Below are 20,550 nucleotides of genomic sequence, written 5' to 3' on the forward strand. Positions count from 1 at the left end.
TATGAAGTCCGGGATCCCCGCGGGCATCGTCGCCGCACTCGGCCTCACCCAGATCATCGGCTATGGCACGCTCTATTACAGCTTCAGCATTCTAGCGCCCGGAATGGCACGCGACCTCGGCCTGACCGTCGAGCAAGTGTTCGGCGTGTTTTCCGCTTCGCTGCTGGTGGGCGGCCTATCGGCTCCTCTCGTTGGGGGATGGATGGATCGGTTCGGCGCCGCGACGATTATGACTTCCGGCTCGGCCGTCTCCGCTCTGGCTCTTTTGCTGTGCGCCTGGTCTCCCTCGACGGCCGTGTTCGCCATTGCCATAGTCCTCCTGGAAGTGGCCTCCGGCATGGTGCAATATCAGGCGGCCTTTGCGGCACTTGTGGAAATTCGTCCCAAGGCGGCTTCACGCAGCATCACCTATCTGACGTTGATCGGAGGCTTCGCTTCGACGATCTTCTGGCCGATTGCCGCAACCCTTGGAGAGTTTCTCTCGTGGCGCGAAATCTACATCGCTTATGCGGCGTTGAACCTGCTCGTCTGCCTCCCGCTGCATCGCTGGATCATGCGAAGCCGGACGTCTGCAGCGATCGAATCCGCCGGCCTGGACCGGGAAGCGATTGCCGGCGCGCTTCCGGCACAGGCCAGACGGCGTGGCATGCTTCTCGTATCGTTAGCCTTTGCCCTACAGGGATTCACGCTTTCCGCGATACTGACGCATATGGTTCCGATGCTGGGAACGATCGGCTTCGGGGCGGCAGCCGTGATGATCGGCTCGCTCTTCGGACCGTCACAGGTTCTGAGCAGGCTCATCAACATGACATTCGGCGCAAACTTGCTGCCGCCCATGCTCGCGACCCTGTCCGCCACGCTCATCGTAGCGGGTATCGTCATCCTCGGTCTTTCCGGAACCTGGCTGCCCGGGGCTGTGGTCTTCGCGATCTGTCTCGGTCTCGGATCGGGCATCAACAGCATCGCGCAGGGATCGCTTCCGCTCTGGCTGTTCGGATCGGCCGGTTACGGTGCGATAACGGGAAGAATGGCCGCCGCACGGCTGGCGGCGGGCGCGATGGCACCCTTTGTCTTCTCCGTCCTGATGGAACGTTTCGGCACTGATGTCGCCTTGTTGGCCAATGCCGGCCTCGGCGCGGTCGGCATGGGCGCCTTCGTGGCGGTGGCATCGGCCGCCAAGCGTCGGCCGGATGCTCTCACTCTTTGACGCTGCGTTGCCTCAGCCGGGTTCGGAGTCGACTGAGGTTCAGTCGGTGAACTCGGCGACCACCCCCGGCTTGACCATCGCCGCCAGTTCCTCGGCGTCCCAGTTCGTCAGACGAACGCACCCGTGTGACTGGGCTTTATCGATCAAGGACGGTTCGGGCGTGCCGTGGATTCCATAGGTGGGCTCCGTCAGATCGATCCAGACGGTTCCCACCGGATTGTTGGGGCCTTTGGGAAGGGTCAGGGGCTTGTTGTTGTCGCCCTGCTTGAAGTTGACATCGGGGTCGTATTCGTAAGGGGGCATTCGCGCGACCCCCTTTACCTTGTGGATGCCCATGGGGGAGGGGGTCCCTTCGCTGCCGATGGAGGCGGGATAGGCAGCGAGCGGCGAACCATCTTCGGCGAATGCCAGAACTTGCCCCGTTCGTTTGCGCACTTCTATCCTTTTGACCGCGCCTTCCTTCGCGGCGCCGGGCTTTGCAACCCAAACCGTCTCCCCGACGGTAAACGACGCACCTGGATTCAGCGCCTTCAGAAGGTCGACGTCCATGTGAAACCGTTCGGACAACCTCTCCTCGACGCTCGTATAGCCGAGGTGATCCATCTTGGCCTGCTTGGAATAGTCGTCGGGAATCTCATCGACGAGATCCTTGGCATCCTCTTTGGTGATGACATAGGACTGGATGACAGGCTGATCCTGCGAAAGCCGGCTGACGACTTCAGGGTCCAGCCTTCCATCGACGGGAAGACGTTGCATGGCCTCGAATCCCGCGACGGCCTTGGTTACATTCTCGCCGTAGTAGCCGTCGATTACCCCGGGAGAGGCCCCCGCGCGATCCAAGAGGATCTGGAGATGGACGATGGCGGGATCCGGGTGAGGCGGCTCTTTCGGCGGCCTTTCCGGCGCAATCGCGGCAATCGGCGCATTGTTGACGGCTTCCGGCTGAAGCTCTTCAGCGCTGGCGGTGGAATGGAGGCCCAATGACAGGGCGGCTGCGACAAGGATGATGTTCTTCATGAACATCAAATGGCCAGCCGGCCCGACTTGTTCCGCCCGCTGATTTCCTTGCCCTTGGCAGTGGATGCGGCGTGCGTCTCGCACGCCGCACGGGCGCATGCCGTCAGAGCGCCGCTTTGATCTTCTCGGCGGCTTCAGGCGAGACCCACTTCGACCACATGTCTTCGTTCTCTTCGAGGAAGCGCTTCGCACCTTCTTCACCGCTGGCCTGATTGTCGGTCATCCAGGCCATGAGCTGGCTGACGGTATCGTTGCTCCAGGAGCGCTTGGTCAGATAGTCCATGACCTCGGGACCGACCCGCTCGGAGAAGGGCTTGGCAACCAGCGTCACGATCGTGTCGACCGGCCATGCATTCGGCTTGGGGTCGGAGCAATCCGCTACTGTGTTGCAGCGCTTCCATTCGGCCGCGTCATGGGGCACGCCGGGGTCCAGCTTGACCATCTTGTATTTGCCGAGCAGGGCGGTAGGAGACCAGTAATAGGTAAGAAGACCCTCCTTGCGTTCATAGGCCTTGGCGATGGCCCCGTCCAAGCCGGCAGCAGAGCCGGTGTCGACCAGGGTGAAGCCCGCCTTCTCGCCGTCGAACGCGCTGAAAAGCTGCGTCGTCACCACCGTGCCGCCCCAGCCTTGCGGTCCGTTCAGGATCGCGCCCTTGCTTGGATCCTCGGGGGCCGGAAAGAGCTCGGGGTGCTTCAGCGCGTCGCTGATCGTCTTGATGTCGGGGTGTGCGTCGGCGAGGTATTGGGGGATCCACCATCCCTGGACGCCGCCGTCGGGCAGCGGCGAGCCGACTGTGATGATACGACCGTCGTCCTGGCCTTTCTTGACGACATCGGGCAGGAGGTCGATCCACGCCTCCGGCGCGATATCGGGCTGGCCCTTTTCGGCCATGGAGGTGATCGTCGGCACGGTGTCGCCGATCGTGATCTCGGCACTGCAGCCGTAGCCTTCATTGAGAATGAACTTGTCCAGGTTGGAGAGGACCTCGGCACTCTGCCAGTTCATGCTGGCAATGGTGACGCTCCCGCACTCGGCGGCATTCGACGCCGATGCTCCTGCGATGAGGCCAAGCATCAGACATGTCGACGCAAGCAGCTTTTTCATTACACTGTTCCCTCTTCTTTTTGCGGCGTCTTATCGAAGAGCAGGGTGCCGCGTCTGCCCGCTCCTGCCTCGCTCGTTCTTTATCGCCCTCTGTCGCTATCCGGAGTAGCCGTGCCGGGCGAAGAAGCGGTCAAGCTCTCTCTGCTCCGGAGCTTGTCCGGTGAAGATCTCCACATATTCCGGAATGCGCTTCATCCGCACGGATACGTCTTCCTTCGTCTGCATCGAGATGTAGCCGATCTGCACGAGATAAATCGTGCGCGCACGCACATCGGCCCGCGCCTCGCCATGCCCGAACCGCAGGAACATGCGCGTGAGCGCGTCGAGTCGCTGCTGATCGGCGCTTTGGACTTCCGCAAGAATTTCAGGCGACTGCAGGGCCCAGCTTCGCACCGCGAACTCGAACTGAGAATCGAAGAGACCGCCATCAAGCCAGCAGTCGAAAACGTTGAGCATCGCTTCGGCAATCGTCTCGGCATAGGCCTCGGACTGTCTTACCAGATTGCCCGTGTTCTTTTCGCGCCAGCGCGAGACGAGCCTGTCGAGCAGTTCCTCGCGGTCCTTGAAAAACCAGTAAAAGCTCGTCCGCGACAGATTTAGCTTCTTCGCAAGCGGCTGGATCTTCACCGCATCAATGCCGGCATCGAGCAGGGATTCGTAGGCTGCTCCAAGCCAGACATCCGGGGAACCGCGCCAGCCGCTGTCGCTCGTTATCTGCTCCATCGTCGCTATTTAGCAGATCGACGGGTATCCCCGCAAGAAAAATGTACATCAGTGTCTCCGTCCCTGACTTCAATGCCTGATTTGTTGACACATGTGTACATTTTCACTTACGCTGCCGCCACGTCCAAGCCGGAGCCCCGCAAATGCCGAACGATCCCCTCCTTCAACCGTACCAGCTGAAGCACCTGACGCTGCGCAACCGCATCATCGTAACGGCGCACGAGCCGGCCTATCCGGAGGACGGCATGCCGAAGGCGCGCTATCGCGCCTATACGGTGGAGCGCGCGCGGGGCGGCGTGGCGATGACGATGACCGCCGGTTCGGCGGCCGTCTCGAAGGATAGCCCGCCGGTCTTCAACAATCTGCTTGCCTACAAGGACGAGATCGTGCCGTGGATCCGGGAGATGACCGACGCCGTGCACGAGGAGGGGGCGGCGATCATGATCCAGCTCACTCATCTCGGCCGGCGCACGCGGTGGGACAAGGGAGACTGGCTCCCGGTCGTCGCTCCCTCGCATCATCGCGAAGCGGCGCATCGCGCCTTTCCCAAGAAGATCGAAGACTGGGACATCGACAGGATAATCAAGGATTTTGCCGATGCGGCCGAGCGCATGAAGGCCGGCGGTATGGACGGCGTCGAACTTGAGGCCTACGGTCACCTCATCGACCAGTTCGCCTCGCCATTGACGAACGAACTCGATGGTCCTTACGGCGGCTCGCTCGACAACCGTATGCGCTTCTGTTTCGACGTTCTGAAGGCGATCCGGGCACGTGTCGGAGACGAGTTCATCCTGGGCGTGCGATACACGGCCGATGAATGCCTTCCCGGGGGGACGGACAAGGCGGAAGGTCTTGATATCTCGAAACGTCTCAAGGAAAGCGGACTTATCGACTACCTGAACATCATTCGCGGCCATATCGATACCGACCCCGGACTGACGGATGTGATCCCTATTCAGGGCATGGCCAATTCGCCGCATCTGGACTTCGCCGGCGAGATACGCGCAGCGACGAATTTCCCGACCTTCCATGCGGCGAAGATCCCCGACGTCGCGACCGCGCGCCACGCGATTGCGTCCGGCAAGGTCGACATGGTCGGGATGACCCGCGCCCACATGACCGACCCGCACATCGTCCGCAAGATCATCGAGAAGCGGGAGGACGACATTCGCCCCTGCGTAGGCGCGAACTACTGTCTGGACCGCATCTACCAGGGGGGCGCCGCCTATTGCATCCACAATGCTGCGACCGGACGCGAGCTGACGATGCCGCACAGCATCGCGAAGGCACACTGTCGCAGGAAAGTGGTCGTCGTCGGGACAGGACCGGCCGGTCTCGAGGCGGCACGCGTGGCGGGGGAGCGTGGCCACCAGGTGGTTGTGTTCGAGGCGGCAAGCGACCCCGGCGGCCAGGTCCGCCTGACTGCGCAGAGCCCGCGCCGGCGGGAAATGATCAGCATCATCGACTGGCGCATGAGCCAGTGCGAAAAACTCGGCGTCACCTTCCATTTCAATACCTGGGCGGAAGCGGAGACCATTCAGGCGGAAAATCCTGACGTCGTCATCATCGCCACCGGCGGGCTTCCGCATACGGAGGTGCTGTCGAGGGGCAACGAGCTGGTCGTGTCGGCGTGGGACATTATTTCCGGCGATGTGAAGCCGGGCACCAACGTCCTGATCTTCGATGACGCCGGCGACCACGCCGCTCTGCAGGCCGCCGAATTTCTCGCCAATGCCGGCGCAAGGGTCGAGATCATGACGCCCGACCGCTCCTTTGCGCCGGAGGTCATGGCGATGAACCTCGTGCCTTACATGCGTTCCCTGCAGAAGCTCGATGTGACCTTTACCGTCACCTACCGTCTGGAAGCGGTCGAAAAGAGCGGCAATCAACTGGTCGCTCATGTCGGCAGCGACTACGGGGGTATCTCCAAACAGCGGACTTTCGACCAGGTGGTCGTCAATCACGGAACCATCCCGCTCGACGACCTGTACTTCGAGCTGAAGCCCTTCTCCAGCAATCTGGGCGAGATCGCGCACGACCAGCTGATCGCCGGGGAACCGCAATCGGTCGTCCGCAACGCGGAGGGCAAGTTCCAGCTCTTCCGGATCGGCGATGCGGTCGCGGCGCGCAACACCCACGCCGCGATCTACGACGCCCTCCGCCTTCTCAAGGATATCTGACGCCAGGCAGATCCACCGGCGTGTTCCCACCTTCAGGCGGGGACTGGAATCTCTCCTTTTCCTCGTCTCTGTGCTCGTCACAGAGATGAGAGCAGCGCCGCGTCCGCGGCGCGGGAAGCGTTCTGCGGCGGCTGTTCCAAATCTCAACAGGCCTTGGCGCGGGAGACGCAAGTGCCCTTTCAACGCCGGAAATCAGTGTATGTTGAATTCGCCATCCACCTGCCGCCACTCGTTCGGGCCGATCAGCCGTTTGTGGGTGAACCGCACGGAGTGGAGCGGCCCGTCCAGCTTGGTCTGCCAGAAATCGAGGAACTTTCGCATCTGGGGAAATTCCGGTGCGACGTCGTAATCCTGCCAGACATAGGTCTGCAGGACGGATTCGAAATCGGGAATGCGGTAGAGGATATGCGCGGTCGTGAGACCGTAACCGTTGAGCTGGCGCTCGAGATCCGATGAAAATTGCATACTTCATCTCCGTTACATATCATTCGCCGGCTCCCCGCTGATCCTGCGGGGCCCCCGGCATGACCTTAACGTCACAACGAAAATTCAGGTTCCTTTCCAGTCTGTTGCAGCCGCGTCGAAGCGCTGCTGATTTTTTTGCGGGGACCTCTTGAAATCCATTTTTTGCCCAACCAGATCAACCCGCGCGAAGTGCTCGAACGAGGCTTCGCACCCGTCCGGATTGGTCGTCCGGTCCGGGATGGGGAACAAGATCATCAATGTTTGTCCATGGAGGAAAACATGGCGTTTCGACCGCTTCATGATCGTATTCTCGTCCGCCGCGTCGAGTCCGAAGAGAAGACCAAAGGCGGCATCATTATCCCCGACACTGCCAAGGAAAAGCCCCAGGAAGGCGAAGTCATCGCTGTAGGTCCTGGCGCGCGCAGCGAACAGGGTCAGATCCAGCCGCTCGACGTCAAGGTGGGCGACCGCATCCTGTTCGGCAAGTGGTCCGGCACCGAGATCAAGATAGACGGCGAAGATCTGCTGATCATGAAGGAAAGCGATGTCATGGGAATCATCGAGGCCCAGGCCGCCGAGAAGATAGCCGCCTGAAAATGCGAAGATACAGTCAACAAGCTGCCTATTGAGGAGTGAAGAAATGGCTGCGAAGGAAGTCAAATTTCAGACCGACGCACGCGAGCGCATGCTGCGTGGTGTCGATGTGCTGGCCAATGCCGTAAAGGTAACCCTCGGCCCGAAGGGCCGTAACGTCGTCATCGACAAGTCGTTCGGTGCGCCGCGGATCACCAAGGACGGCGTCTCCGTCGCCAAGGAAATCGAACTCGAGGACAAGTTCGAGAATATGGGCGCGCAGATGCTGCGCGAAGTCGCATCCAAGACCAACGACCTTGCCGGGGACGGAACGACGACTGCAACCGTGCTCGCACAGGCAATCGTCCGGGAAGGTGCCAAGGCCGTCGCCTCCGGCATGAACCCGATGGACTTGAAGCGCGGCATCGATCTCGCAGTCGATGCGGTCGTGAAGGAATTGAAGAACAACGCCAGGAAGATCTCCAAGAATTCCGAGATCGCCCAGGTCGGCACCATTTCCGCCAACGGCGACACTGAGATCGGACGCTATCTTGCCGAGGCCATGGAGAAGGTCGGCAATGAAGGGGTGATCACGGTCGAGGAGGCCAAGACGGCCGAGACTGAACTCGAGGTCGTCGAGGGCATGCAGTTCGACCGCGGCTATCTCTCGCCCTATTTCATTACCAATCAGGACAAGATGCGCGTGGAACTGGAGGACCCCTATATCCTCATCCACGAAAAGAAGCTTTCGAACCTGCAGGCCATGCTGCCGGTGCTCGAAGCCGTCGTACAGTCCGGCAAACCGCTCCTTATCATCGCCGAGGATGTGGAAGGCGAGGCGCTCGCCACCCTCGTGGTCAACAAGCTGCGCGGCGGCCTCAAGGTTGCGGCCGTCAAGGCGCCCGGCTTCGGCGACCGCCGCAAGGCCATGCTGGAAGACATCGCCATCCTGACCGGCGGCACCGTCGTCTCGGAAGACCTCGGCATCAAGCTTGAAAGCGTCACGCTAAACATGCTGGGCCGGGCCAAGAAAGTCTCGATCGAAAAGGAGAACACCACCATCGTCGACGGTGCGGGTTCCAAGGCCGAGATCGAGGGCCGTACCACGCAGATCCGCGCCCAGATTGAGGAAACGACCTCCGACTACGATCGCGAGAAGCTGCAGGAGCGCCTTGCCAAGCTCGCCGGCGGCGTCGCGGTGATCCGCGTAGGCGGCTCTACCGAAGTCGAGGTGAAGGAAAAGAAGGACCGCGTCGACGACGCCTTGCATGCGACGCGGGCGGCAGTCGAGGAAGGGATCCTGCCCGGCGGTGGCGTCGCATTGCTGCGGGCGGTTAAGGCTCTCGACGGCCTTAAGACCGCCAACAACGATCAGCGCGTCGGGATCGATCTCGTGCGCCGCGCTATCGAAGCCCCCGTCCGCCAGATTGCGGAAAACGCCGGAGCCGAGGGCTCTATCATCGTCGGCAAGCTGCGCGAGAAGGCGGAGTTCTCCTATGGCTGGAATGCCCAGACCAACGAATATGGCGATCTCTATGCCATGGGCGTCATCGACCCGGCCAAGGTCGTCCGCACCGCGCTTCAGGACGCAGCGTCGGTCGCCGGTCTTCTCGTTACGACCGAAGCCATGATCGCAGAAAAGCCCAAGAAGGAAGCCGCACCGGCGCTTCCGGCGGGCGGCGGCATGGACTTCTAAGCGATCGATCAGGCCCGCCCTTGCCCTCGGGGGCGGGCCTCCCTTCCGGGCGGAAACATACTTTTCCTCAAACCGCTCGAACGCGTCGGAGGACTGCAATCTCTCCTCTTCATCATCTCTGTGCTTGTCACGGAGATGAGGGCCGCGCCGCGTCTGCGGCGCGGGAAGCGTTCTTTCGGCCCAAGGTCGCCCCGATCTAGTCCTGGTTCCGGAACGCCGCCTCTCCGGCGTCCGACACCTCGACCCACTTCTTGTCCGGCTCGGCGTCTTTGACGTAGCTGTCGTGCCAGTTCCACCACTTGTAGGTCGGGGTCTGCGGATAGCCCTCGGGCGAATCCTCCCAGACTTCCTGCCGGCCGAGCGGCGTGATGTCGAGGTAATTCCACGTGCTGCCCATCTGCTCGTCGCCGCGATTGTTGATGAAGTAGGTACGGAAAACGCGGTCACCGTCGCGATAGAACACGTTCGTGCCGTGCCACTCGTCCACCCCGAAATCGGCGTCGAAGCTGTCTGTCACCGTAAACCACGGGATCTGCCATCCCATGCTCGCCTTCAGCCGGGCGATGTCCGCCTGGGGCGCCCGCGAGACGAAAACGAGAGTTGTGTCACGGGCGTTCAGGTGGGCGAGGTGCGCCACCTGATCGGCCACCATAGAGCAGCCTCTGCAGGCGTGGTCGGGCCAGCCGAAAACGCCCGGTTCAAAGAAGGCGCGGTAGACGATCAGCTGACGGCGACCGTCGAACAGGTCGACGAGGCTGACCTTCCCCGCGGGGCCTTCGAACGCATATTCCTTCTCTACAGCCATCCATGGCATCCGCCGGCGCTCGGCGGCCAGCGCGTCGCGCGCCCGGGTCAGTGCCTTTTCCTTGACGAGGAGCTGCTCGCGCGCAGCCTCCCAAGCCTGCGGCGGGACGACGGGTGGCGTGTGCATCGGTTTCGTCATGGCTCGGCACCTCCAGTTTGTGCGCTTTGGCAATCTGTACGCATTGGCGCCTCTTGGAGGCGCGATCCCGACCGCGCCATCGCCTGACTGTCGGGCTTGAAGTAGTTTGGCACCGGAACGCCGATGGTGGGAGTAACAAGTGTGGCGCCATTCCATCGGAGCTGCTGGCGGCCGCGCATTCCGACATATCGCGTGAGATCCCCTGGACATGTCGATCGAGCGGGACTGACCTAGATTACGTTGGTGCATTGGAAGAACGTGGCCGCGAATGATCGTATTCCTGGATTTCGAAGCATCGTCTCTGAACAAGAAAAGCTTCCCCATAGAGGTCGCCTGGGTCTTCCAGGACGGCCGCTCGCGTTCCTATCTGATACAGCCGGCTCCGGATTGGATCGACTGGTCCGACGAAGCCGAGGAAGTCCATGGCATATCGAAGGATCTGCTTCGCGCGGAGGGGCTCCCTGTCGCGTTCATCGCCGAAGAAATGATCCGTGAGCTTGCCGGACACCAGCTCTATGCCAGCGCACCCTCCTGGGACGGCAAATGGCTGAGCGTGCTGTTGAGAGCCGCCGGGCTGCCAAGACACGCTCTACGGCTGAAAAGGTCCGACGAGGCCTTCTTCGATGCGGCACGGCGCAAGATGGGCGAGAGGTTTTCGGATAAGGAGATATCGGACCTGGTCCTCGGCGTCATCGGCGCAACCGGACCGTCGCCCGTCCATAGAGCGCTTCCCGATGCGCGCCTCGAGCTGGATCGATTGAGGCTGGTCGCCGAGGCGGCGGCGGAGCGTGCGGGATCGGTGTAGCTCGTGCTCGCGTCCTCCAGTTTACGGCGCAGCGGCGGCTTTACATTTCTTTACATTCGCCCAGAACGGTCGAAACGTTGTCCGGTTAGCTTTTCTCCATCGCAGTAGGTGCTGCGGAGCAAAGGAGACTGGCAATGGACAACGAAGAAAAGGACCTGTCGGGCCCGGGCGCCGGCAAAGCCGTTTCGAAAGGATGGGGACGGCACGCGGCGATCGGCGGCCTCGCAGCCGTCGCGGCCGTCAGCGCGGTGGGATTTGCAGCCGCGCGCAGCGACGATTTCGGCTTCGGCATGGGCCGTTTCGGCATGGGCGGCCATGTAATGCAGGCGCATATGGGAGGTGGCGGCTTTATGGAACACCGGATCGGCACCATGCTCGACGAGCTCGACGCGACACCCGAACAGGAAGACAAGCTTTGGGACATCATCGACAATGCCCGCGCCGAGATCAGGCCGACTTTCCGGGACTTCCGCGAGACGCGCGAGGAGGTTATCGAACTCTTGGGCGCGCCGGGCATCGACCGGGCCGCCGCCGAGAAACTTCGCAGCGAACGCATTGCAGCCATTGACGAGGCCTCACGCAAGATGACGATCGCGCTGCTCGACGCGGCCGAAGTGCTGACGCCGGAGCAGCGCGTCAAGCTCGTCAAGCATTTGAAAGAGCGCAGGGGCCACGGCCGGTGGTAAATATGAGTCGGGCAGAAGATTGAGCGGAGCGCAGGGATGGCGGAACGGGTCTTGATTGTTGACGACGACACGCGCCTGTCCGCCATGCTCTCCGACTATCTCTCCGGAAACGGCTACACCGTCGATACCGCGGCGACCGCCACGGCGGGCATCGCCGAGCTCGGGCGCCGCAACCCTGACGTCGTCATCCTCGACGTCATGCTGCCGGATTTCGACGGCTTCGAGACCTGCCGACGCATACGCGCGGTATCGGACGTCCCCATCCTGATGCTCACGGCCAAAGGCGAGGAGACGGATCGCATCGTCGGGCTGGAGCTCGGGGCTGACGATTATCTGCCCAAGCCCTTCAATCCGCGCGAGCTTCTGGCACGGCTGAAGGCTATTCTGCGCCGCCGAAACGGCAGCGCCGCGGTTACGCGGTCCCTTCGCTTCGGACGGCTGGAGATCGATCCCGGTTCTCGCTCCGTCAGGATCGACGACCGCGAGTGTACGCTGACGAGCTACCAGTTCGACCTGCTTGTGGCCCTCGCCGAAAATCCCGGCCGCACGCTCTCGCGCGAACAGTTGATGGATGCGGTCAAGGGCGAGGAGCTGGATGCTTTCGACCGCTCGATCGACGTTCACATCTCGCGCATCAGGGCGGCCATCGAGAGCGACCCCAAGCATCCGAAGCGCATCATAACAGTGCGCGGCGCCGGCTATGTCTTCGCCCGCTATCAGGACGATATGAGATAGAGCGATGCGCAGCCGGCTGTTCCTGAAAATCTACCTGACACTGCTCGCGAGCCTTGCTGCGGTTGCCGTCGCCAGCGCCGCATTCGTATGGCTCGGGCAGGGCGAGGAGGAATCCGGTTGGGAAAGCCAGCGCGCCCGGTTCGTCGCCGCGCTCATTCCGCCGGACATGGACAACCGGACCGTCGAGGCGACCATTGAGCGGTTTTCACGCGCCTTCAATGCCGACATTGCCGTATTCGACCCGCGCGGCGGGCTGATCGCAAGCGCCGGCAGCCCGCTTCCGCGCGACATTCTCGACCAGACTTGGCGCCACGGCCCGGGCAATTTTCACACCATGGTGACCGAACTGCCCGACGGCCGTACCGTGGCTGCGCGCCTGGAACGGCCCTTGCGTCCCTCCGGCCGCAATCCGCTCGCCTACCTCGTTTTGATCGCCGGTGTCATCGGGCTGGCCGCCTATCCGATGGTGCGTCACCTGACTCGCCGGCTGGAGCGGCTGCGCGTGGGCGTGGATGCCTGGGGCAAGGGCGATCTAGTGGCTCGCGTGCCGGAAGACGGCAGCGACGAGGTGGCGGCGGTGGCCAAGAGCTTCAACAGAGCCGCCGACCATGTCGAGCGGCTGATCAAGTCGCACCGGGCGTTGCTCGCCAATGCCAGCCATGAATTGCGCTCGCCGCTTGCGCGCCTGCGCATGGCGATTGACCTCTATGAGCAGGCGCCGAACGACGATCGTAAGCAGGAAATCATCCGTAATCTTTCCGAGCTGGACACGCTGATCGAGGAGATCCTCCTGGCAAGCAGGCTGGACCACGTCGAGAAGCTCGATGCGCTGGAGTCCGTCGACCTTCTGGCTCTCGTCTCGGAAGAGGGCGCGCGCAACGATGTCGAGGTTTCCGGAATGCCTGCGATCGTCGCAGGCGATGCTCGCCTGCTTCGCAGGCTCGTGCGCAACCTCCTGCACAACGCGCTGCACCACGGCGGTCCACCTGTCACAGCCGCTGTCGCGCCGGCGGACGGTGCTGCGATCCTCAGGGTCCGCGATCACGGGCCCGGCATAGCGGATAGCGAGAGGCACCGCGTTTTCGAGCCATTCTACCGCCCGTCGGGACGCAGCGAGGCTGCGGGCGGCTGGGGTTTGGGACTGGCGCTGGTGCGCCAGATAGCCGAACGTCACGGCGGCGCCGTCCGCTACGAAGCTCCGCCGAACGGTGGCGCCTGCTTCGTCGTGACGCTGCCGGTGCAAAGCAAGACTGTGAGCGAGCGGTAAGGCGCCGGGGTCGCCACCGCGTGCAAACTTCGGAGAGAGGGGCAGGACACTCTTTTCGAAAGCTCGGGGCACCTCGACGCGGCAGTTGGAATGCGGCAAAGTGGCGATGCACGTTTATGTGCAAAGTCGCGTCACGCGCCGTTAACCGCCTCGTGCAAGTACACGCTGCCGCCAACACAAGCCGACACTTCACCAAACTGTATGTTTTGCAAATATTCGAGCAATGCTAGCGTCCGCGAAGCTTGGATTAGCTGTAGATTGAAGAAGAGAGGACGGCCATGGGCGGGAAAGCGCTTGCGGATACGACGGCCCACATTCGTCGTTTGCAGCGGGGCTTATCGCCACCCCTTGTTCCGGAGGTGTTTTCGGATGATACGCGACTGGTGGGCCGGTGGTGGAACAAACCGTTCGAGTATGATCTGCCGCCGCTGAAGGATCATGTGCTCTCTGCGAAATACTCCGGGCAGGGCATGGCCTCGGTGAAGATCGGCGGTCAGACGATTTCCGCTCCCGCGGCTATGGGGACGATCACGTTGGCACCAAGAGGCCACGGTGGATTTTGGCGCGCCGACGGCCCTGTCGAGGTCTCGAACATTTTCCTGGGTCACAAGCGCCTTCTGGCCAGCGCGGATCAGGTGGGAAATGGCCGAGAGCCCGAGCTGCTTGACCGCGTCAACTTCAACGATCCCAAACTGTTCACCATCATGGCCTTGATCAACGACGAGATAAATTCGGGAGACGCGATCTCCCACTTGTACATCGATCAGCTCCTCGACCTTGTCTGTCTTCAGCTCCTCAGGGCTCATTCCGCAACTTCAATGCCTATCTCGCCTGGACCACAGCGTGGTCTTTCGGGTTGGCAGGTCAAGCGCGTCACCGGCTATATGCGCGAGAATATGGCGGAGGATATCCGAATTCAGGAACTGGCGGACCTGGTAAACTTGAGCCGATTCCACTTCTGTACGGCCTTCCGTATGGCCACCGGACAGACGCCATACGGATGGTTGACTCGCCAGCGCATCGCCTACGCCAAGACGCTGCTGGGAGATATGAAGCTGCGCGTCAACGATATCGCTCTGGCCGTGGGCTATGAAACACAATCCGCTTTCGCCGCTAGCTTTCGAAAAGCGGTGGGGATCACACCGACCGAGTTTCGCCGTCGGCTCTGACAGGCTTGCACCGGTCTCATTGGCGGAATGCCTCAGCGATGCCTGTATTTGCGCAGCTTGACGGCTGATGGCTGACTCACGCCGCAGTCCTTGATCGTCACAGCAAGATCCGAACAATTCCGAAAGACCGGAACAGTGAAGCCGCGGCGCACGTCCTATCCTCTATCGCCATTACTGAGCTGAAGGGGACCTTTCATGACTGACGAAACAGCAGAATCGCATCCGCTAGGTCTTGCCATGTCACGCCGAGAAGCGCTTCAGGCAACCGCCGGGGCCGTGGCCTTTGCGGCGCTGCCGCTCCCAACCGGGGCAGCAGCGGATTCAACCGCAACGCCCGCGCTTCCTACCCACACGCTGCCGTTGGAAGTGACCGTGAACGGTCGAGTCCATCAGCTGGTCGTCGATCCCCGCTTGTCGGTTCTGGATATGCTGAGGGAGAGGCTCTCTCTGACCGGGACCAAAAAAGGGTGCAACCAGGGTGCGTGCGGAGCCTGCACCGTGCTGATAGACGGCCGGCGCGTCAATGCCTGCCTGGCGCTCGCCGTCATGCATGACGGGGCGAAGATCACGACCATCGAGGGCGTCGCGGAGGGAGAGGCGCTGCATCCGCTGCAGGAGGCCTTCATCGAGCATGACGCCTTTCAATGCGGCTATTGCACATCGGGACAAATCATGTCGGGGCTCGGCTGCATCAGCGAGGGTCATGCGTCCTCGGCCGAGGAGATCAGCTACTGGATGAGCGGCAACATCTGTCGCTGCGGCGCCTATCCCGGGATCGTAGCGGCCGTCGCCCAGGCTGCCAAGGAGGATCGTACATGAGACCCTTCGACTTTCAACGGGCGGTCAGCGAGTCCGAAGCGATCGCCGCAGCCGCTGCCGGAGCCAGATATCTTGCCGGCGGGACGACCCTCGTCGACCTGATGCGCGAGGAGGTGGAGACGCCGGAAAAGATCGTGGACATCAACAGGCTGCCGCTGAATTACATCCGGGCTACGGATGAGGCGATCGTCATCGGCGCGCTGGCGCGCATGTCCGAGGTCGCCGCCAATCAGGACGTGCGCAGATTGCAGCCGCTCATTTCGGAAACGTTGACCGAGGGTGCATCGCCGCAGCTCCGCAACGTGGCGTCGATCGGCGGCAATCTGCTGCAGCGGGTCCGCTGTCCCTATTTCCGCATGCTGGACGCGCCTTGCAACAAGCGCGTACCGGGCTCGGGATGCTCGGCAATCGACGGCCTGAACGCCGGCCATGCAATTCTCGGCACCAGCGAGCACTGCGTCGCCACACATCCATCCGACCTGGCCGTTTCTCTCGTCGCGCTGGGCGCGACGCTCTCCTTGAAGGGGCCGGCCGGCGAGCGAACCATTCCGGTAGAGGAGCTCTTCCGGCTTCCGGAGTCGACGCCTCATCTCGAGCACACGCTGGAACCAGGCGAACTCATCGTGGAGGTCCAGATCCCAAACGGCCCCTATGCGAAAAAGGCGCGCTACCTGAAGGTCAGGGACCGATCCTCCTACGAGTTTGCCCTCGTATCGGCGGCGGCGGCTCTTCATGTGGAGAACGGAACAATCAAAGAGGTCCGCATCGCTGCGGGGGGCGTGGGCACCCGCCCGTGGCGCATGAACGCTGTCGAGCAGGCGCTGGTGGGAAAACCCGCCGCTCGCGCCAGCTACGAGATCGCGGCGGCGGTTTCGACCGAGGAGACGCGTCCTCTCTCCCACAACGGGTTCAAGGTGAAACTCCTTCCCGCAACGATCGTACGAGCACTCGAAATGGCAGGAGATGTGGCATGACGACGGCTATCGGTAAATCCTTGTCGCGCATCGACGGCCGCCTGAAGGTCACTGGCCAGGCCACATACGCGGCCGAGTTCAACCAGGAAGGCCAAGCCCACGCAGTCATCGTGGGCAGTACTGTCGGGCTCGGTCGAATAGAATCGATTGACAGCGCAGCAGTTGAGAAAATGCCGGGCGTCGTGGCTGTGATAAGCCACATCAACGCGCAGCGGCTTGCCTACAACGAACACCGAGGGCCTATCGACCCGCCGGCGGGAGAACGGCTTCACGTGCTGCAGGGCTCCGAGGTACGCTTCTTCGGAGAACCGGTCGCCATCGTCGTCGCCGAGACGCTCGATCAGGCGGAGCATGCGGCCAATGCCCTCAAGGTTACCTACTCCGCTCGCCAGCCGCAGGTCGATGCACATGCCGGCGAGCGGGTCATCCCGGCCGTCGCGCGCCGGCCGGGTGCCCGGGCCGAAGCCGATCTCGCCCGCGGAGATGCCGACAAGGCGCTCGAAACCGCGGCCGTGAAGGTCGAGGCGGAATATGTCATTGCGCGTGAGAACCACAACCCGATGGAGCCGCACGCGACGATCGCCGCCTGGAACGGCGACCGCCTGACGCTGTGGAGCAAAAGCCAGTTCGTCGTCAACGAGCAGGCGGAGATCGCCGCCATTTTCGGGCTTCCGCCGGAAAACGTGCAGGTGAACTGTCCGTTCATCGGCGGTGCGTTCGGCACCAGCCTGAGAACCTGGCCGCACGTTACCCTGGCGGCTCTGGCCGCGCGGCACGTCAACCGTCCGGTAAAGCTCGTGCTCACCCGTAAACAGATGTTCTTCGCAACGGGGCATCGGCCTTACACGCTACAGCGCATCGCCCTGGGGGCGCAGGCCGACGGCAAGCTCATCGGTATCGTCCACGAAGGGGCAGGGGAGACGAGTCGTTACGAGGAGTTCATGGAGGCGCTCACGTCCGTGACGAGCTTCATGTATTCCTGCCCGAACGTGCGCACGAGCTATCGTCTCATTCCCCTGGACGCCAGCACACCGACCTATATGCGGGGCCCCGGCGAGGCGAGCGGTATCCACGCGCTCGAATGTGCGATCGACGAACTGGCCTACAAGCTTCAGATGGATCCGATCGACTTGCGGCGGATCAACGAGCCGCAGATCGACGAAGGGCGGCAGGTTCCGTTCTCCAGCCGATCGATGCTGAAATGCTACGATCTCGGAGCCGAGCGCTTTGGCTGGAGTCGCCGGACGCCCGAGCCGGGCTCGATGCGGGACGGGCGCCTTCTGATCGGTTATGGGATGGCCAACGCGTCTTATCCATGCCTGTTTGCCCCGGCAAACGCCCGAGTAAGACTTCTCCCCGACGGGGCGGTGGAGGTGGAGGCGGCGGCAAGCGACATGGGGCCGGGCACCTACACCTCGATGACGCAGGTCGCCGCGGAATATCTGGGAATTCCCGTCGAGAGAATCAGGTTTTCTCTTGGCCGCTCCGATTTTCCGGCGACGCCGCCCCATGGTGGGTCGATGACCATGGCGTCTGTCGGCTCCGCGATCAGAGCCGCATGCCTCGATCTTCAGGCGAAGGCGGCCGTGCTTGCCGCAAAAGGCGGAGGCAATGCGGGGCTTGCCGGGCAATCGCCGGAAGCGCTGGAATGGCGCGATGGCATGCTGTTCGTGAAAGGCCGGTCCGATCGAGGCGTCACCTATGCCGAGCTCGTGTCCTTTGGCGGGGAGAGCCCGCTCGTCGGGGAGGGGACTGCCGCGCGAGACGGCGAAACCGGACAGAAATATTCCATGCATTCATTCGGCGCGGTCTTTGCCGAAGTTGCCATCGATCCCGACGTGAAGACGATCAAGGTCAGGCGAGCCCTTGGCGCCTACGGAGTGGGCCGGGTCGTCAACCCGAAGCTTGCGACGAGCCAGTGTATCGGAGGCATGATCGGCGGCATCGGCATGGCCATCATGGAACGAACGGTGCTCGACAGGCGCAACGGGCGTCCGATCAATGCGCACATGGCCGATTATCTCGTGCCGGTGAACCTCGATACGCCGCATATCGAAGCCCACTTCGTCGATGAGGAAGACACGATCGTCAATCCGCTGGGGGTAAAGGGGCTCGGTGAAATCGCGCTTGTGGGAATGTCGGCGGCGGTTTCGAACGCCATTCATCACGCAACCGGAAGGCGGGTGCATGAACTGCCGATCATGATCGAGAGCCTGCTGTAGAATGTAGCCGCTTTCTTCTCCTCATTCCTGTGCGCGACACGGGAATGAGGATCGCCGCTTCGACGCTGCCTCTTGCTTCCTTCACGCAGAACCGCCAGGCGGCACCACTTCCACCGGCTCCAATTTGCCGCTGAAGAGCGGCCGCCCGGCATAGAGGCCGCCGACCAATTCGAGCTCGAGCCGCTTCTCGTCCCGCTGCCGAACCTTCTCGATGATTTCGGCGACCTCGGGCAGATCAGCTCCCAAGGCCTCCAGTGTTTTCTGCCCGAGAACCAGCGAGGATTCGAATGTCTCACGAATGTGGAAATCGGCGCCCGCGCCGATAAGATCCAGCGCGTGCCGCCGGTCCGAGGCACGCGCGAGAACCGGGACGAGAGGGAACTCGGCCTTGATGAGCTCTACGATTCTCGTGGCGTCGTCCGCCTTGTCCACGCAGACCACGATCGCATTAGCGCGCTCGGCGCCCGCCGCATGGAGGATGTCGAGGCGCTTGCCATCACCGTAATAAACTTTGAAATCGAATTCGCGGGCTGTGTTGATCATCTCCACGTCGGTATCGATGATGGAGATGACGTGACCTCGTGTCAGAAGGACCTGGCTCACGATCTGGCCGACACGGCCGAAACCGATGATCAGGACATTGCCGCTGAGGTTCTCGGGCCGCTCGACGCCATCCGTCGACAGCGGAATGTTCCTCTCCACGAGACGCAGCGCCGCGATCAGCAACGGCGTCACCATCATCGAGACGATGATGATCGCCGTCAGTATGGCGTTCTCTTCGCCGCTGATAATGCCGGTGCCGAGGGCCGCGGCGTAGAGCACGAAGGCGAACTCGCCGCCCTGCGCCATGAAAACCGCACGCTCGATCGCCTCCCAATTGGACGCCCTGAAGAGCCGCGCCACAAGGTAGATGACAATGGCTTTTACGACCATGTAGGCGACCACGTAGAAGAGGATCATCGCCCAGTTGCGAGCGATGACGCTAAGATCGAGCGACATCCCGACCGCAAGAAAGAAGAGGCCGAGCAGAATGCCCCGGAACGGTTCCACATCAGCCTCGAGCTGATGCCTGAACGTCGACTCCGACAGCAGGACACCGGCGAGGAACGCACCCATCGCCATGGAGAGACCGCCGAGCTGCATGACATAGGCCGACCCGAGCACAACCATCAGCGCTGCCGCCGTCATCACCTCCCTGGCCTCGACGCTCGCAATGAGGCCGAAAAGCGGATTGAGCAGATAACGCCCGGCGAGGACCAGGCCTGCAATCGATGCAAGTCCGATCGCGATGGAAAGCCAATCGATCCCCCCGGACGCGGCAACGCTTCCGGGCACGATCGGCGCGAGGAACGCGACCAGCGCAAGCAAGGGCACGATGGCCATATCCTCCACGAGGAGAATCGACACGATGCGTTGTCCCTTCGGAGCCGCCATCTCTCGGCGTTCCTCCAGCAACTGCATGACGATCGCAGTCGAGGTGAGCACGAAGCCGGCGCCGGCGACGAAGGAGGGGGCCACCGGAAAGCCGGTCAGAACGCCGACGCCCGTCAGAAGTATCGCGCAAAGGGCGACCTGTACGATGCCCAGCCCGAAAATCTCGCGGCGAAGCCCCCAGAGGCGAGAGGGCCGCATCTCCAGTCCGATGATGAAGAGGAACATCACCACGCCCAATTCGGCGACGTGAAGAATGGATGACGGCTCCTGGAGCAGCCGAAGGCCGAAGGGGCCGATGGCAATCCCGGCGGCGAGATAACCGAGAACAGAGCCGAGCCCGATACGCTTGAACAGCGGAGCCGCGACGACGGCAGCTCCAAGCAGGGCGATAACCGGCAGCAGGTCTATGCCGTGGGACTCAGCAGCCATATTTCGCTCCGAATTTCCAGATGACGGGCGCCTCGTAGAGCGGCACCAGCGACCGTTGAGGCCGGGACATCCTTCCACTCAACCAGGTTTGAATCAAGCGC

19 protein-coding genes are annotated in these 20,550 nt (G+C 62.2%); 12 read left to right on the forward strand and 7 right to left on the reverse strand.

The window, feature by feature from the left end; all coding sequences use genetic code 11:
- Nucleotide 1: 1 nt before the first annotated feature.
- Nucleotides 2–1,207 carry an arsenite efflux MFS transporter ArsK gene (arsK, locus tag ACTJKL_RS10665; protein WP_411933550.1) on the forward strand — a complete coding sequence of 402 codons (1,206 nt, stop codon included), beginning with the start codon at nucleotides 2–4 and terminating at the stop codon, nucleotides 1,205–1,207.
- 39 nt (nucleotides 1,208–1,246) lie between these two features.
- Here the strand turns inward: arsK and ACTJKL_RS10670 are convergent, their stop codons facing one another.
- From ACTJKL_RS10670 to ACTJKL_RS10680, 3 genes are all read right to left on the reverse strand, one after another.
- On the reverse strand, nucleotides 1,247–2,230 hold the full coding sequence (locus ACTJKL_RS10670; RefSeq protein ID WP_411933549.1) for a L,D-transpeptidase family protein: 984 nt from the start codon (nucleotides 2,228–2,230) through the stop codon (nucleotides 1,247–1,249).
- A gap of 97 nt (nucleotides 2,231–2,327) precedes the next feature.
- Nucleotides 2,328–3,329 carry an ABC transporter substrate-binding protein gene (locus ACTJKL_RS10675; RefSeq protein ID WP_440852854.1) on the reverse strand — a complete coding sequence of 334 codons (1,002 nt, stop codon included), beginning with the start codon at nucleotides 3,327–3,329 and terminating at the stop codon, nucleotides 2,328–2,330.
- A 96-nt stretch (nucleotides 3,330–3,425) separates the two neighbouring features.
- Nucleotides 3,426–4,052, reverse strand: a complete 627-nt coding sequence (locus ACTJKL_RS10680; RefSeq protein ID WP_100670317.1) for a TetR/AcrR family transcriptional regulator — start codon at nucleotides 4,050–4,052, stop codon at nucleotides 3,426–3,428.
- Nucleotides 4,053–4,195: 143 nt separating this feature from the next.
- Here ACTJKL_RS10680 and ACTJKL_RS10685 point away from each other — a divergent pair, with 143 nt between their 5' ends.
- Nucleotides 4,196–6,232 carry an oxidoreductase gene (locus ACTJKL_RS10685; protein WP_411933548.1) on the forward strand — a complete coding sequence of 679 codons (2,037 nt, stop codon included), beginning with the start codon at nucleotides 4,196–4,198 and terminating at the stop codon, nucleotides 6,230–6,232.
- A gap of 192 nt (nucleotides 6,233–6,424) precedes the next feature.
- On the opposite strand, the gene ACTJKL_RS10690 is transcribed toward ACTJKL_RS10685, so the two are convergent.
- Together ACTJKL_RS10690 and ACTJKL_RS10695 are read right to left on the reverse strand one after the other, a co-directional pair.
- A complete protein-coding gene (locus tag ACTJKL_RS10690; RefSeq protein WP_338281100.1) occupies nucleotides 6,425–6,697 on the reverse strand; it encodes an usg protein in 273 nt (90 codons plus the stop codon).
- 84 nt (nucleotides 6,698–6,781) lie between these two features.
- Nucleotides 6,782–6,952 carry a hypothetical protein gene (locus ACTJKL_RS10695; protein WP_440852855.1) on the reverse strand — a complete coding sequence of 57 codons (171 nt, stop codon included), beginning with the start codon at nucleotides 6,950–6,952 and terminating at the stop codon, nucleotides 6,782–6,784.
- 24 nt (nucleotides 6,953–6,976) lie between these two features.
- On the opposite strand from ACTJKL_RS10695, the gene groES reads away from it, so the two are divergent.
- Together groES and groL are read left to right on the forward strand one after the other, a co-directional pair.
- Nucleotides 6,977–7,291 carry a co-chaperone GroES gene (gene groES, locus ACTJKL_RS10700; protein ID WP_026169069.1) on the forward strand — a complete coding sequence of 105 codons (315 nt, stop codon included), beginning with the start codon at nucleotides 6,977–6,979 and terminating at the stop codon, nucleotides 7,289–7,291.
- 46 nt (nucleotides 7,292–7,337) lie between these two features.
- On the forward strand, nucleotides 7,338–8,966 hold the full coding sequence (groL, locus tag ACTJKL_RS10705; protein ID WP_411933547.1) for a chaperonin GroEL: 1,629 nt from the start codon (nucleotides 7,338–7,340) through the stop codon (nucleotides 8,964–8,966).
- A 196-nt stretch (nucleotides 8,967–9,162) separates the two neighbouring features.
- Here groL and ACTJKL_RS10710 read toward each other — a convergent pair whose 3' ends face one another.
- Nucleotides 9,163–9,909, reverse strand: a complete 747-nt coding sequence (locus tag ACTJKL_RS10710; RefSeq protein ID WP_018099166.1) for a DUF899 domain-containing protein — start codon at nucleotides 9,907–9,909, stop codon at nucleotides 9,163–9,165.
- A gap of 268 nt (nucleotides 9,910–10,177) precedes the next feature.
- Between ACTJKL_RS10710 and ACTJKL_RS10715 the strand changes: the two genes are divergently transcribed.
- From ACTJKL_RS10715 to ACTJKL_RS10750, 8 genes are all read left to right on the forward strand, one after another.
- A complete protein-coding gene (locus ACTJKL_RS10715; protein WP_100670313.1) occupies nucleotides 10,178–10,714 on the forward strand; it encodes a 3'-5' exonuclease in 537 nt (178 codons plus the stop codon).
- A gap of 134 nt (nucleotides 10,715–10,848) precedes the next feature.
- Nucleotides 10,849–11,400 (forward strand): Spy/CpxP family protein refolding chaperone, encoded by a 552-nt coding sequence (locus tag ACTJKL_RS10720; protein WP_411933546.1) that lies wholly within the window; start codon nucleotides 10,849–10,851, stop codon nucleotides 11,398–11,400.
- A 36-nt stretch (nucleotides 11,401–11,436) separates the two neighbouring features.
- Nucleotides 11,437–12,135 carry a response regulator gene (locus ACTJKL_RS10725; protein ID WP_275599098.1) on the forward strand — a complete coding sequence of 233 codons (699 nt, stop codon included), beginning with the start codon at nucleotides 11,437–11,439 and terminating at the stop codon, nucleotides 12,133–12,135.
- Between the two features lie 4 nt (nucleotides 12,136–12,139).
- Nucleotides 12,140–13,402: a sensor histidine kinase gene (locus ACTJKL_RS10730; RefSeq protein WP_411933545.1), complete on the forward strand. Its 1,263-nt coding sequence runs from the start codon at nucleotides 12,140–12,142 to the stop codon at nucleotides 13,400–13,402.
- 278 nt (nucleotides 13,403–13,680) lie between these two features.
- Entirely contained in the window at nucleotides 13,681–14,571 is an 891-nt protein-coding gene (locus ACTJKL_RS10735) for a helix-turn-helix domain-containing protein (protein ID WP_411926713.1), read from the forward strand.
- A 195-nt stretch (nucleotides 14,572–14,766) separates the two neighbouring features.
- On the forward strand, nucleotides 14,767–15,390 hold the full coding sequence (locus tag ACTJKL_RS10740; RefSeq protein ID WP_411933544.1) for a (2Fe-2S)-binding protein: 624 nt from the start codon (nucleotides 14,767–14,769) through the stop codon (nucleotides 15,388–15,390).
- The gene (locus ACTJKL_RS10745; protein WP_411933543.1) at nucleotides 15,387–16,364 is read left to right on the forward strand and encodes an FAD binding domain-containing protein; all 978 of its coding nucleotides are present in this window, start codon (nucleotides 15,387–15,389) and stop codon (nucleotides 16,362–16,364) included. The genes ACTJKL_RS10740 and ACTJKL_RS10745 overlap by 4 nt, the downstream gene beginning before the upstream one ends.
- Nucleotides 16,361–18,586, forward strand: coding sequence for a xanthine dehydrogenase family protein molybdopterin-binding subunit (locus ACTJKL_RS10750; RefSeq protein WP_440852856.1), 2,226 nt, complete (start codon nucleotides 16,361–16,363; stop codon nucleotides 18,584–18,586). The genes ACTJKL_RS10745 and ACTJKL_RS10750 overlap by 4 nt, the downstream gene beginning before the upstream one ends.
- An 81-nt stretch (nucleotides 18,587–18,667) precedes the next feature.
- Here ACTJKL_RS10750 and ACTJKL_RS10755 read toward each other — a convergent pair whose 3' ends face one another.
- The gene (locus tag ACTJKL_RS10755) at nucleotides 18,668–20,449 is read right to left on the reverse strand and encodes a monovalent cation:proton antiporter-2 (CPA2) family protein (RefSeq protein WP_411933541.1); all 1,782 of its coding nucleotides are present in this window, start codon (nucleotides 20,447–20,449) and stop codon (nucleotides 18,668–18,670) included.
- Between the last annotated feature and the right edge of the window lie 101 nt (nucleotides 20,450–20,550).

The sequence above is a fragment of the Sinorhizobium sp. 22678 genome (genome assembly GCF_052044265.1).
Classification (GTDB): Bacteria; Pseudomonadota; Alphaproteobacteria; order Rhizobiales; family Rhizobiaceae; genus Sinorhizobium; species Sinorhizobium meliloti_A.

Bases quoted from the DNA above. Each gene is read 5' to 3' on its own strand.
- arsK (WP_411933550.1), top strand. From the start codon at position 2: ATGAAGTCCGGGATCCCCGCGGGCATCGTCGCCGCACTCGGCCTCACC.
- ACTJKL_RS10670 (WP_411933549.1), bottom strand. From the start codon at position 2,230: ATGTTCATGAAGAACATCATCCTTGTCGCAGCCGCCCTGTCATTGGGC.
- ACTJKL_RS10675 (WP_440852854.1), bottom strand. From the start codon at position 3,329: ATGAAAAAGCTGCTTGCGTCGACATGTCTGATGCTTGGCCTCATCGCA.
- ACTJKL_RS10680 (WP_100670317.1), bottom strand. From the start codon at position 4,052: ATGGAGCAGATAACGAGCGACAGCGGCTGGCGCGGTTCCCCGGATGTC.
- ACTJKL_RS10685 (WP_411933548.1), top strand. From the start codon at position 4,196: ATGCCGAACGATCCCCTCCTTCAACCGTACCAGCTGAAGCACCTGACG.
- ACTJKL_RS10690 (WP_338281100.1), bottom strand. From the start codon at position 6,697: ATGCAATTTTCATCGGATCTCGAGCGCCAGCTCAACGGTTACGGTCTC.
- ACTJKL_RS10695 (WP_440852855.1), bottom strand. From the start codon at position 6,952: ATGATCTTGTTCCCCATCCCGGACCGGACGACCAATCCGGACGGGTGC.
- groES (WP_026169069.1), top strand. From the start codon at position 6,977: ATGGCGTTTCGACCGCTTCATGATCGTATTCTCGTCCGCCGCGTCGAG.
- groL (WP_411933547.1), top strand. From the start codon at position 7,338: ATGGCTGCGAAGGAAGTCAAATTTCAGACCGACGCACGCGAGCGCATG.
- ACTJKL_RS10710 (WP_018099166.1), bottom strand. From the start codon at position 9,909: ATGACGAAACCGATGCACACGCCACCCGTCGTCCCGCCGCAGGCTTGG.
- ACTJKL_RS10715 (WP_100670313.1), top strand. From the start codon at position 10,178: ATGATCGTATTCCTGGATTTCGAAGCATCGTCTCTGAACAAGAAAAGC.
- ACTJKL_RS10720 (WP_411933546.1), top strand. From the start codon at position 10,849: ATGGACAACGAAGAAAAGGACCTGTCGGGCCCGGGCGCCGGCAAAGCC.
- ACTJKL_RS10725 (WP_275599098.1), top strand. From the start codon at position 11,437: ATGGCGGAACGGGTCTTGATTGTTGACGACGACACGCGCCTGTCCGCC.
- ACTJKL_RS10730 (WP_411933545.1), top strand. From the start codon at position 12,140: ATGCGCAGCCGGCTGTTCCTGAAAATCTACCTGACACTGCTCGCGAGC.
- ACTJKL_RS10735 (WP_411926713.1), top strand. From the start codon at position 13,681: ATGGGCGGGAAAGCGCTTGCGGATACGACGGCCCACATTCGTCGTTTG.
- ACTJKL_RS10740 (WP_411933544.1), top strand. From the start codon at position 14,767: ATGACTGACGAAACAGCAGAATCGCATCCGCTAGGTCTTGCCATGTCA.
- ACTJKL_RS10745 (WP_411933543.1), top strand. From the start codon at position 15,387: ATGAGACCCTTCGACTTTCAACGGGCGGTCAGCGAGTCCGAAGCGATC.
- ACTJKL_RS10750 (WP_440852856.1), top strand. From the start codon at position 16,361: ATGACGACGGCTATCGGTAAATCCTTGTCGCGCATCGACGGCCGCCTG.
- ACTJKL_RS10755 (WP_411933541.1), bottom strand. From the start codon at position 20,449: ATGGCTGCTGAGTCCCACGGCATAGACCTGCTGCCGGTTATCGCCCTG.